Origin of the sequence: Sulfitobacter sabulilitoris, from assembly GCF_005887615.1 — a bacterium.
Taxonomy (GTDB): domain Bacteria; phylum Pseudomonadota; class Alphaproteobacteria; order Rhodobacterales; family Rhodobacteraceae; genus Sulfitobacter_E; species Sulfitobacter_E sabulilitoris.
The window spans coordinates 1-12,417 of record NZ_VANS01000003.1; the positions used below are offsets into that span (position 1 = coordinate 1).

The following is a 12,417-nucleotide window of genomic DNA, read 5'->3' on the forward strand; positions in this document are numbered from 1 at the left end:
CTCACTTTGTTTTTTTATTCGAGCTCTTCACCGTCGCTCCACCACATTATCCCGTCCATCGCCCGACTTGCCGCATCAGACGTACCCTCTGAAGCCCAGTCCCAAAAACCACTTAATGACGTTTGAGTTCCAACGAGGAAACCTGTCCAATCTATATCAGGGACTTCTATTGATTTTATGTCTTCCAGGGTCGGCGTCAGATCTTTTGCCTTGGCCCAGGCTCTTCCGGGTGAACCCTTTGTTGTTTCCCAAATCTCATGTCGTGTTGGCACTCGCATCGAACATACCGTGATGTCCTCGTCGTCTATAGGTGTCTGGGGGTTGAGGGCATCTCTCAGAGCATTCATTTCCTTGACCGTCTCACATAAGTCGCGGACCTCGAGAGCTGTGACACCAACAATCACGGAAGTGCCGAGATAGGGAATAGCTTCGCCTACCATCGATCCGACATTGATGGATGCCGACTTTGATGCGCGGCTGGCTATTGAGGCTGCTGTCAGCCTAGCCGCGTCACCGGCCAACATCTTCTTACCCCTATAAGTAACAAACTGCGACGCTTTCAGAGCCACCAAATCATTGCTTAGCCCGGCAACCTCACCACGAAGTTTTCTTTGAGCAATGCGTTCAGAGTTCACCAGCGAAGTCGGGTCTGCGACCTTACTTTGAAGTGCTGCTTTTGCTTTTCGTTCGGTGGCTAAGTTGCCGGTCAAATGAGCAATCTCACGTTTGGACCTCTTGTTGATGCCTGCCTCGGCGGTTACCTTTTTCCGCAGGTCTGTCATTCGGGCTGCATTGCGTGTTGCAACCGAAGGACGCCCAGAGACGGCTTCAAATGCTGCCGAAGCGATGTGAAAGGCTGCAGTACTGGCCATAATCGCAACGTTCGTAGCCAGCGACAGGACCAGCAGAACGAGTAAGAGCAAGAACCTGATTGCTTTGAAGTATGAGTAGAGTTTTTGCATAACGGGCTTCTCCTAGGGGAGAGGCTACTCGGGTTCATGATTTTCCCAAAGTTGGTTTTGAGCACCACTGAAGCCGCCTCACTCGTTTCGTCGCCATCGGTGTCATAACCGGCGCTGTATCAACCCGCAGCATCTCGACATCGGGGAGCGGCGTGGCACCCTGCATGACGAGATTGATCGCCGCGCCAACGGTGTTGACTGGTCGATGTTGAGGTAGGTGGCTATGCAACCTTCCGCGACCGGTGTTTAGGCGACCCGCGCCAGCCGAACAGGGTGCCGGGGCATAAACGTGGGGCATTGGTAGGATTCGAACCTACGGTACACTGTACCAAAAACAGTTGCCTTACCACTTGGCTACATCCCAACGTGAGGCGCTAATTAGTCTGGTCGGGCGGTGCGTGCAAGACCCGTTTTGCGAAAAAATCAATAGTTCGGGCGGCTGCGTGTCATTCCTCGGGGGCGCGCGGGCTGAGCAGGTCGTCGCGGGCGGGATCGGCGCGTTCCTGTTCCATGATCGCTTCGAGGTGCTTGTCCGCGCTGGCCTCGACATGCCGTGGCGGGGCGGCGGCAGGGGGTGCCGGGGCCGGCGGCGTGTCGGTGCTTTCAGCCGCGCCAACCCCGATCACCCGGTACGTCGGTTCGGGCATCGCGACCCCCTTGGCGGTGAACGCAGCCATCGTCAGGCGGATCGCCTCGCTGCGGGCCAGAACGATGTCGGTTTCGGTCTGGTCGATCCATCCGGTCATCTCCAGCGTTATCGTGCTGTCGCCGACGGTCTCGATCCAGGCATTGGGCGCTGGCGTCGCCAGAACGAAGGGCAGATCGCCCAAGGTGCGTACGGCCAGATCGCGCGCGGCCGCGAGATCGGTGTCGGGCCCCACCCCAAGAGCGAAATCGAACCGCCGCTCGGCGTTGCGGGTGTAGTTCACGATGCGCGCCTTGAAGACGGTCGAATTGGGAATCCGGATGTGATTGCCGTCAAAGCTTAGCAGGATGGTGGCGCGGCTGGTAAGCCGGATCACCTTGCCCGTGTCGCCTTCGATTTCGACCGTGTCGTTGGGGCGGAATGGCTGACGGACCGACAGCATGATCGATGCGATGAAATTCTCGACCGTGTCGCGCACGGCAAAACCGATGGCGAGGCCGACAATCCCCGCGGCGCCCAGAATGGTCGAGAGCAGCGCAGTCGCCCCGACGATATCCAGCGCCAGAACCAGCCCCGCGACCAGGAATACCAGGCGAACGATTTGTCGATAGATATCGGCGATGAACGCATTGGGCGCGATCCGGTCCCATGGGGCGCGCAGCCGCGCGAACACGATGCCGATCAGCACCACGACCGCAAAGACCACCAGCGCCACGAGGGCCAGCGGCAGAAAGGCGATGGTGGCGTTGGCGCGCGCGCGAAACCGGTCCACGGCCGGGTTCAGGCGCTGCACGACATCGGTGGTTTCCGTGACCTCGTTCTCGATGGCCACGACGCCTTCGACCCGCGCGGCCAGATCGTTGAGCCGCGCGGCCGTCGCCGCATCGACGGTCGTGCCGCGCAATGTGACGATGCCCGACGACACCGAGACCGACACATCCGTATAACCGTCGAGTTCCGCCAGTATGTCGCGGATGCGCCCGGCGATCGCGGCATCCTGACCTGCGCTGTCCGTCACGGCGATCGTGCCCGAGGGTTGGTCGCTGTCCTGCGCCCGGGCGGCCCCGCACGGCAGGGCAAGGCAGACCACCAGCAACAGAAGTGTTATCGGGCGCATGGCCGGACCTTTCACAAGACGCCTCGGATACGCCAGTGTTCCCCCGCACCGCGCGCGGCGCAAGCGGTATCAGCCCCGCACATCGAGCAGGATGGCGCCGTTGCGCGCGCCGCGTTCCACCGCTTCGTGCGCGGCGGCGCAACGCTCGAGATCAAAGATCTCCTCCACCGGGCAATCGAGGGCGCCATCGCGCAGGGCGTTGTGCAGATGCTGGATCGCCGCGGCGCGCAGATCGGGCTGCAACAGATAGATCAGCACGATGTCGATGGTCACCGCCTTGAACAGGAGCGGAAAGAACGGCAGCGTCGGGGTCATGTCGCGGGCCGATCCGAAGGCCGCGATGGTGCCGTTCTCGGCGATGACCTCGGCGTCGGTCTCGATGTTGTTGCCGAACTCAACCTCGACGATGCGGTCGACCGGGGCACCGTCGTTGGCGGCAAGGATCTGCGCCGCCAGGTCGGGTGCCGCATAGTCGATGACCGCGTCGGCCCCCGCGGCGCTGGCCCGGTCGGCGCCATCGCCCCGCGCCGTGGCGATCACCCGCGCGCCGCCCCATTTGGCCAGTTGCACCGCCAGCAGGCCCACCGTCCCCGCGCCGCCCTGAACCAACACGCTGCGCCCCGCGACCGCGCCGCCGCCGAACACCGTGTGGCAGGCCGTCAGCCCCGGAATGCCAAGGCTGGCGCCGGTCTCGAAACTGACCCCGTCGGGCAGTGGCACGGCCTGGTGGGCGGGCAGGGTGATCTGCTCGGCTGCGGTGCCATTGGCGCGCCGCCACTGACCGTTCCAGATCCAGACCCGCTGGCCCACGCGGGCGTCATCGACGCCGGGGCCCACGGCGCGGATCGTGCCTGCGCCATCGCTGTGGGGAATGATCCGCTCGAACGCGGGCCTGGCAAGCCCCGGGCGGCCCATGCGCGACTTCACGTCCGAGGGATTCACGCCGGAATAGGCCAGGTCGACCTGCACCTCGCCCGGGCCCGGCTCCGTGCTGTCGATCTGCTGAACCCGCAAGACATCCGTTGCCGGGCCAAAGTCACTGTAGGTGATCGCGCGCATATCCGTCCCCTTGATCGCTTTTCATGTTGTGTGCACCCTAGCGGCCAAACCCGCGATTGCCAGCCCGCTGACAGACTCAAAGGACAGATCATGGATTATCTGCGCACGCCCGACGATCGTTTTGCCGACCTGCCGGATTTCGATTTCCCCCCGCACTACCTGCATGTCGATGATACCCAAGGCGGCCGGTTGCGCCTGCATTACGTCGATGCCGGACCCGCCGAAGCCGCGCCCATTCTTGCCCTGCACGGAGAGCCGACGTGGAGTTTTCTGTATCGTCACATGATCCCGGTGCTGGCCCGCGCGGGCCACCGAGTGATCGCGCCCGATCTGATCGGGTTCGGCCGGTCCGACAAGCCCCGGCAGCGGTCGGATTACACCTACGGTCGGCACGTCGACTGGATCGCGGAGGCGGTCGAGCAGCTCGATCTCGACGGCATCACGCTGGTCTGTCAGGATTGGGGCGGGCTGATCGGGTTGCGGCTGGTCGCGCAGATGCCGCAGCGGTTCGCGCGCATCGTGGTCGCCAATACCGCGCTGCCCACCGGGGATCAGCCGATGGGCGAGGCGTTCGAGAACTGGCGCAGCTATTCCCAGACCGTGCCCGAGTTCCGCGCCGGGCGGATCGTTCACGGTGGAACGGCGCGCGGGCTTGGCGCGCAGGCGATCGCGGCCTATGACGCGCCCTTTCCCGACCCCGCCTATCTTGCGGGTGCGCGGCAGTTTCCGATGCTGGTTCCCACCACGCCCGACGACCCGGCAAGCGATGCCAACCGCGCGGCGTGGACGGTCCTGCAAGGTCTGGACCTGCCCGTGCTGACCGCATTTGGCGCCGATGACAGAATCATGGCGGGTCTCGATCGCGTGTTCCAGGCGCGGATGCCCGGCGCACGGGGCCAGCCCCATGTCCTGTTGCCCCAAGCGGGCCATTTCCTGCAGGAAGACGTCGGACCGGAGCTTGCGGAACGGATCTGCGATTTCATCGCGGCCACGTCCTGAGACGATGACGGCATGCCATCGTCATGCGCCGGTGCGAGGCTGGCTCAGTCGCGCAGCTCCGTTGGCCCGACCCCCCAAAGCCGCACCTTGGGTGCCCAGCCCTTGAACCCGCCAGAGCGTACGAAACACCACTCGGGCCCGCATTCGCCCAGGCGCCCGATCACGCCCACCTCAAGCGCGGCGGCGATGGGGGCCGTCGGATCGGGCCGCACATGCAGGCTCAGCATGTCCTGCTCGACGATCACGGTGCGCACACCCGACAGCAGCGAATAATGCACCCAGCCGCCTTGCCCCTCGCGGTCCTCGACCCGGCGCCAGTGACCATGCTCGGCGGTGATCTGAAGCGGCATGTCGCGGCGCGTGAACACCCAATCGATGCGGTGCGTCAACGATGGGCCACGCCGCACGTTGCCCTCCGACGCCTTCATGGACACATAGCGCGGCAGCGGCATGTTGGTCACCGGCCCCAGGGTTTCGGCCCGCGTCGCCTGCGCCAGCATGCACACCACAATCAACACGCCCCAGCGCACCGATCTTGAAATCCGGGTCATGATTTGCCTGTTCTTTTTCAAATTGCCGTTTTGCGGTCCGAGGTTCTTGTGCCTCGTCGCCACATCCGCCACCATGCCATGCAAAGGGCGCACGCGCCAAGACTGGGAAGGACCAATATGTCAAAGCATCGCTTGAGTGTTGTCGTTACGCGACGGTTGCCGGAGGTCGTCGAGACGCGGCTGTCGGAACTCTTCGACGTGACCCTGCGCGAAGATGACACACCGATGACCCGCGCCGAATTGGCCGAGGCGATGAAGGCCGCGGATGTTCTCGTGCCGACCCTCACGGACGAGATCGACAACGCGCTGATCGGGCAGGCGGGAGACCGGCTCAAGCTGATCGCGAACTACGGGGCGGGGGTCGATCATATCGACGTTGCGACCGCCCGACAACGCGGGATCCTGGTGTCCAACACCCCCGGCGTGCTGACCGACGATACCGCCGACATGACGATGGCGCTGATTCTGGCCGTGACCCGGCGCATTCCCGAAGGGCTGGCCGTGATGCAGCGCGGCGAGTGGCAAGGCTGGGCGCCGACGGCGCTTCTGGGCGGACGCGTCGGCGGGCGGCGGCTCGGCATCCTCGGGATGGGCCGCATCGGGCAGGCCGTGGCGCGCCGTGCGGCGGCCTTTGGCATGCAGGTGCATTACCACAACCGCCGCCGCCTGCGCGCCGAGACGGAAAAGGCGCTCGACGCGACCTATTGGGAAAGCCTCGACCAGATGACCGCGCGCATGGATGTGCTGAGCATCAACTGCCCGCATACGCCCTCTACGTTTCACCTGATGAACGCGCGGCGGCTCAAGCTGATGAAACCCGACGCGGTGATCGTGAACACGTCGCGCGGCGAAGTGATCGACGAAAACGCGCTGACGCGGATGCTGGCGGCGGGCGAATTGTCCGGTGCGGGCCTGGATGTCTACGAACATGGCACCGACGTGAACCCGCGCCTGCGCGAACTGCGCAATGTCGTCTTGCTGCCGCACATGGGGTCCGCCACCGTCGAGGGACGGATCGAGATGGGCGAAAAGGTCATCATCAACATCAAGACCTTCGACGATGGACACAGGCCGCCCGATCAGGTCGTTCCATCCATGCTGTAGATCCCTTCCGGACCGAACGAGGAGTGACGTGATGCGCAAGATCCTGACCCTTCTGGCCCTTGGGCTGGCCAGTGCCGCGGGGGCTCAGCAGGCCGCCGACGCGATTGCCCCCGAGGCTGCAACCAGCGGTGTGTTCGACGCGATTTCCCCCGCTGTTGCCGCCGCGCTCGAGGCCAAGGCCGCAGGCACACCGGTCGAGGCGACCGAGTGGATGGTCGCGGCCGCGAACCCCTGGGCGGTCCAGGCGGGTGCGGACGTACTGGCGCGCGGTGGCACGGCGGCCGATGCGCTGGTGGCCGTGCAGGCGATGCTGGGCCTGGTGGAGCCGCAGTCCTCCGGTTTGGGCGGCGGGGCCTTTTTGGTCTATTACGACGCCGCCGCGGGCGAACTGACAACGCTGGACGGGCGCGAAACCGCCCCCCTGGCCGCAACGCCGCGCCTGTTTCAGGACGATGCGGGCGCGCCGCTCAAGTTCTTTGATGCCGTGGTGGGCGGGCTGTCGGTGGGCACGCCCGGAACGCCCGCGTTGCTGGCGGCGGTGCACACCCGCTGGGGCAATCAGGACTGGGCCGGCTTGCTGGCCCCCGCCATCGCCCGCGCCGACGAAGGCTTCGCCGTCTCGCCCCGGCTGGCGGGGCTTGTCGCCGACGACGCCGAGCGTCTGTCGCGCTTTGCCGCCACGGCGGCCTATTTCCTGCCCGGCGGCACGCCGCTGGCGGCGGGCGACAGGCTGACCAATCCCGCCTATGCCGACACCCTTCGGGTGCTGGCCAAAGACGGCGTCGCGGCCTTCTACACCGGCGATATTGCCGCCGATATCGTGGCCACGGTGCAGGGCGCGCCGGGCAACCCCGGCGTGCTGTCGCAGATGGATCTGAGCCTTTACGCGGTCAAGGAACGCGCGCCGGTCTGCGCCACCTACCGCGCGCATGATGTCTGCGGCATGGGCCCGCCGTCCTCGGGGGCGCTGACCGTCGGGCAGATCCTGGGGATGCTCGATGGCTACGACCTGAGCGCGGGGCCCGCGGACCCCGAGGTGCGCCGCCTGATCGGTGACGCGTCGCGGCTCGCCTTTGCGGACCGGGGGCGGTACATGGCCGACAGCGATTACGTGCCCATGCCGACCGCCGGGCTGGTCGATCCGGCCTATCTGAAGGCGCGCGCCGCCCTGCTGGCCGGTGACGATGCGCTGCCCGAGGTCGCGCCCGGTACGCCCGCCTTCGATCACGCGCTGAACTGGGCCGATGACGTGTCGATCGAATTTCCCTCGACCTCGCATATTTCGATCGTGGATGGCGCGGGAAACGTGGCCTCGATGACGACCACGATCGAGAACGGGTTCGGCAGCCGTCTGATGGTAGGGGGCTTTCTGCTCAACAACGAGCTGACGGATTTCTCCTTTCGCTCGCATGACGACGGCGTGCCCATCGCCAACAGGGTCGAGCCGGGCAAACGGCCGCGGTCGTCGATGGCGCCCACCGTGGTGATGAAGGACGGCGCGCCGGTGCTGGCCATCGGGTCGCCCGGCGGCAGCCGGATCATCGGCTACGTGGCCGAGGCGATCATCGCGCATCTGGATTGGGACATGGACGTTCAGCAGGCGGTGTCGGTGCCGCATGCGGTCAACCGCTTCGGCACCTACGACGTCGAGGAAGGCACCGCCGCCGAGGCGCTGGCGGAGCCGCTGGCGGCGCTGGGCTACGAGGTCGGCGCGCGCAGCCTGACATCGGGCCTGCACGCGATTTCGCTGGGCGGGGTGCTGCTGGGCGGCGCCGATCCGCGCCGCGAGGGGATCGCGCTGGGCAACTGAGCCCGGCGCCCTGGGAAACGAGTGAGAGGACGCACAATGGTGCAGACCACGGCATTGCCGCGCAACGAGGACGGGATCAAGACGGCGCTGGGGGTGCTGAAACAGCAGTTCGGCGACCGGTTCCAGACCGGGCAGGCCGTCCGCGATCAGCACGGTCACACCACGACCTGGATCGAAACGCAGGCCCCGGACGCAGTGGTGTTTCCCGCCACGACCGCGGAGGTGTCGGAGATCGTCAAGGTCTGTGCCGCGCATAGGGTGCCGGTCATCCCCTTCGGCACCGGGACCTCGCTGGAAGGGCATGTGAATGCGCCCGCGGGCGGCATCTGTGTCGACCTCAGCCAGATGAACGCCGTGCTGCGGGTCAACGCGGGCGATCTGGATTGCACGGTCCAGCCCGGTGTGACGCGCGAGCAGCTCAACACGCATCTGCGCGACCAGGGGCTGTTCTTTCCCATCGATCCCGGCGCCAACGCGTCGTTGGGGGGCATGGCCTCCACCCGTGCCAGCGGCACCAACGCGGTGCGCTACGGCACGATGAAGGACAATGTGCTGGCGGTCGAGGCGGTGATGCCCGATGGGCAGATCATCCGCACCGGGCAGCGGGCGCGCAAATCCTCCGCCGGGTATGACCTGACGCGGCTGATGGTGGGGGCCGAGGGCACGCTGGGGCTGATCACGGAACTCACGCTCAAGCTGCAGGGCATACCGGAGGCGATCAGTTCGGCGCGCTGTTCGTTCCCGAGTGTCGCGGCGGCCTGCGAGGCGGTCATGGCGGTGATACAGTATGGCTTGCCGGTGGCACGGATCGAGTTGCTGGATGCGCTGACGGTGCGGGCGGTGAATGCCTATTCCAAGCTGACGCTGCCCGAAACGCCGCTCTTGCTGCTGGAATTCCACGGCACGCAGGCCGGCGTGGTGGAGCAGGCCGATACCTTTGGCACGCTGGCGGGTGAATTCGGCGGCGAGGGATTCGAGGCGGTGACCACTGCGGAGGAACGCAGCGCGCTGTGGCAGGCGCGGCACGACGCGTATTGGGCGACGCTGCAGCTGCGCCCCGGCGCCAAGGGAATTTCCACCGATGTCTGCGTGCCGATCTCGCGGCTGGCCGATTGCGTCGGCGCCGCGCAGGCCCGGCTGGACGAGCTGGGCTTTATCGCGCCCATCGTGGGCCATGCGGGCGACGGCAATTTCCACGCGCTGCTGCTGGTGGACATGGAGAACCCGCAGGAGTTGGAGAAAGCCGACGCCTTTGTCGGATGGTTGAACGACATGGCGATTTCGATGGATGGCACCTGCACCGGGGAGCATGGCATCGGACAGGGCAAGCGGCCCTACCTCGTCAAGGAACTGGGGCCGGCGACGCGGGTGATGGCGGCGATCAAGGCGGCGCTGGATCCCGATGGCATCATGAACCCCGGCAAGGTCCTGACACCGGGGTCGTGACCCGAATGACGCGCTGACGCGCGACATGATGTTTGCAGCCGCGTCCCGCGTCTGCGTCTGTGCGCTCCGCGCGGCGGTATTTTTATCCATTTGGAAGGAGGCGCGCGAGGCCGGGAGGTCGGTTTTTTGCCATGAGTCGTCGGCGGTTGTGCGCGGCGTTTCGCGTCTGCGACTAAAAGGGGCGCAGGTCAGGTTCGTGAAGGAGAGTCGCGCCATGAAAACGCAAGTGAAGGCACTGGTCGTGGGTGGCGGCGCGGTAGGCACGTCGATCGCCTATCATCTGGCCCGCGCGGGGTGGGACGATGTGATGCTGCTGGAGCGCGACGAGCTGACCTCCGGCTCGACATGGCACGCGGCGGGGCTGCTGCCGTATTTCAACATGTCCTTTGCGACGACGCATATCCACGACTATTCGATCCGCTTTTACAAGACGCTGGAGGAGGAGACGGGGCTGAACGCGGGCTTTGCGGTGGTGGGAAACCTGCGCATGGCGCAGACCGACGCGCGCATGGACGAGTACATGCTTTATGCCTCGACCGCGGAGACCTGCGGCGTGCCCTACCAGTGGATGACGCCCGACGAGATCAAGGCGAAATGGCCGCTCATTCGCACCGAGGACCTGAAAGGCGCGCTTTATCATCATACCGACGGCTATATTAACCCCGCCGATGTGACGATGGCGATGGCCAAGGGCGCGCGTCAGCGCGGGGTCGCGATCGAGCGCAAGTGGCAGGCGGATGCGTTCCACTGGACCGGCAGCCATTGGGAGGTCACGGCGACCAAGATGGTCGAACGGGGCGGCAACCTTGTGCCTGGCGACGAGCAGGTCGTCATCACGGCCGAGCATGTGGTGACCGCCAGTGGCAACCATGCGCAGCGCACCGCAAAAATGCTGGGGATCAAGATCCCGGCCATTCCGGTGGAGCATCAGTTCATCGTGATGGACCAGGACCCCGAACTGGTCGCGTTCCGCAAGGCGGGCAATGCCGAGCACCCGGTGATCCGCGACGCCGACGCGCAGTCCTATGTGCGCGAGGAGCGCGGCGGCTGGATCCTGGGTGTCTATGAGCGGGGCGCGCCCGCGCGGTTCGAATACGGTGTGCCCGACAGTTTCCGCGCCGATCTGTTCCAGCTTGATCTGGACCGGATCGAGGACCAGTACATGGCGATGAACCACCGCATTCCGTCGGCCGAGAATTGCGGGTTGAAGGACGATTTCAACGGGCCGATCTGCTATACGCCCGATGGCAACCCGCTGGTCGGTCCCGCGCCGGGGCTGCGCAACATGTGGCTGGCCGAAGGCTTCAGCTTTGGCATCACCGCGGCGGGGGGCACCGGCCATTACCTGGCGCAACTGATGACCCAAGGCGAGGCCGAGATCGACATGGCGAGCCTTGACCCCAAGCGCTACGGCGACTGGATGACGACGGAATATGCCGCGCGCAAGAACGAGGAAGCCTACGAGCACGTCTATATCCTGCACCACCCGGACGAGGAGCGGCCCGCGTGCCGGCCCTTGCGGACCTCGCCCGCCTATGACCGGCAGGCGGCCCGCGGGGCGCAGTTCGGCCACGTGAACGGGTGGGAGCGGCCGAATTATTTCGCAGCCGCCGGGTTCGACGATCACGACAGCCGCAGTTTCCGGCGTGGTGGCTGGTGGCCCCATGCGGTGGACGAGGCGAAGGCGATCCGCGAGGGTGTCGGGCTTATCGATGCGACAGCCTTTACCAAGCACCTGGTGCGGGGGCCCGGCGCGACGCAGTTCCTGGATTGGTTCACCTGCAACAAGCTGCCCAGCGTGGGCCGTATCAATCTGACCTATGCGCTGACCGCGCATGGCACCACGCGCACCGAATACACCATCGTGCGGCTGGCGCAGGATGAATACTATCTCGTGTCCGCCGGTGCCTGGACCGCATACGACAGCGATTACCTGCGCAAGGCGATCGCGGACAAGGCGCCGGAGTTCGGCTATGTCGAATGCCATGACGTGACGACGCAATGGGGTGTGTTCGCCATTGCCGGGCCCAGGTCGCGCGATGTCCTGAACGCGCTGGTCAAGGATGCCGACCCCGCCAGCGTGCTGGGCAACAAGCGGTTCCCCTGGCTGACGATGCGCAACATCGAGCTTGGCATGGTTCCGGTGCGTGCGATCCGCGTCGCCTATACCGGCGAATTGGGTTGGGAATTGCACCACCCCATCGAGATGCAGAACCATCTTTTCGATCAGCTGATCAAGGCGGGTGAGCCGCATGGCATGAAGCTGGTGGGTGCGCGGGCGCAGAACTGGCTGCGGCAGGAAAAGAGCTACCGCGCCTTTGGCACGGAACTTGGCCGCGATGCCACCCCGCTCGAGGCCGATCTGCCGCGGTTCGTGGACTTGTCGAAGGACTTTCACGGAAAGGACGCGATGCAGGCGCATGGCATCCGTGCAAAATGCGTGACGCTGCTGATCGACGGGCCCGAGGATGCCGACCCCTGGGGGCGCGAGGCGCTCTACGATGGCGACACGCGGGTGGGTCGCCTGACATCGGGGGGGTATTCGGTCGCCTTTGGGAAATCCATCGGCATGGGCTATGTCACGCCTGAGGTGGCGGTGCCGGGGACCAGGTTGCAGGTCAAGATGTTCGACCGGTTGTGGGATGCCGAAGTGACCGAGGACAGCCCCTATGACCCCAAGAACACGACCATCCGCGTAGACGGATAGCACCGGTGCGGGCGGC

At 65.4% G+C, this 12,417-nt stretch carries 9 protein-coding genes and 1 tRNA gene; 5 read left to right on the forward strand and 5 right to left on the reverse strand.

Annotation, left to right across the window (positions count from 1 at the left end; translation table 11 throughout):
* Positions 1-14 precede the first annotated feature (14 nt).
* From FDT80_RS12280 to FDT80_RS12295, 4 genes are all read right to left on the reverse strand, one after another.
* Positions 15-962 carry a hypothetical protein gene (locus FDT80_RS12280; RefSeq protein ID WP_138662607.1) on the reverse strand — a complete coding sequence of 316 codons (948 nt, stop codon included), beginning with the start codon at positions 960-962 and terminating at the stop codon, positions 15-17.
* Positions 963-1,252: 290 nt separating this feature from the next.
* Positions 1,253-1,325 (reverse strand) — tRNA-Gln (locus FDT80_RS12285).
* A gap of 83 nt (positions 1,326-1,408) precedes the next feature.
* A complete protein-coding gene (locus FDT80_RS12290) occupies positions 1,409-2,725 on the reverse strand; it encodes a mechanosensitive ion channel family protein (RefSeq protein WP_138662608.1) in 1,317 nt (438 codons plus the stop codon).
* 69 nt (positions 2,726-2,794) lie between these two features.
* A complete protein-coding gene (locus FDT80_RS12295) occupies positions 2,795-3,784 on the reverse strand; it encodes an NADPH:quinone reductase (protein ID WP_138662609.1) in 990 nt (329 codons plus the stop codon).
* 90 nt (positions 3,785-3,874) lie between these two features.
* On the opposite strand from FDT80_RS12295, the gene FDT80_RS12300 reads away from it, so the two are divergent.
* Complete coding sequence (locus tag FDT80_RS12300) at positions 3,875-4,783, forward strand: haloalkane dehalogenase (RefSeq protein ID WP_138662610.1); 909 nt, start codon at positions 3,875-3,877, stop codon at positions 4,781-4,783.
* A 44-nt stretch (positions 4,784-4,827) separates the two neighbouring features.
* Here the strand turns inward: FDT80_RS12300 and FDT80_RS12305 are convergent, their stop codons facing one another.
* Positions 4,828-5,334, reverse strand: a complete 507-nt coding sequence (locus tag FDT80_RS12305; protein ID WP_138662611.1) for an SH3 domain-containing protein — start codon at positions 5,332-5,334, stop codon at positions 4,828-4,830.
* 117 nt (positions 5,335-5,451) lie between these two features.
* Here FDT80_RS12305 and FDT80_RS12310 point away from each other — a divergent pair, with 117 nt between their 5' ends.
* From FDT80_RS12310 to FDT80_RS12325, 4 genes are all read left to right on the forward strand, one after another.
* Positions 5,452-6,438: a 2-hydroxyacid dehydrogenase gene (locus FDT80_RS12310; RefSeq protein WP_138662612.1), complete on the forward strand. Its 987-nt coding sequence runs from the start codon at positions 5,452-5,454 to the stop codon at positions 6,436-6,438.
* A 31-nt stretch (positions 6,439-6,469) separates the two neighbouring features.
* Complete coding sequence (gene ggt, locus FDT80_RS12315) at positions 6,470-8,248, forward strand: gamma-glutamyltransferase (RefSeq protein ID WP_138662613.1); 1,779 nt, start codon at positions 6,470-6,472, stop codon at positions 8,246-8,248.
* A gap of 36 nt (positions 8,249-8,284) precedes the next feature.
* Complete coding sequence (locus FDT80_RS12320) at positions 8,285-9,694, forward strand: FAD-binding oxidoreductase (protein ID WP_138662614.1); 1,410 nt, start codon at positions 8,285-8,287, stop codon at positions 9,692-9,694.
* 214 nt (positions 9,695-9,908) lie between these two features.
* Entirely contained in the window at positions 9,909-12,401 is a 2,493-nt protein-coding gene (locus tag FDT80_RS12325) for a GcvT family protein (protein ID WP_138662615.1), read from the forward strand.
* Positions 12,402-12,417 lie beyond the last annotated feature (16 nt).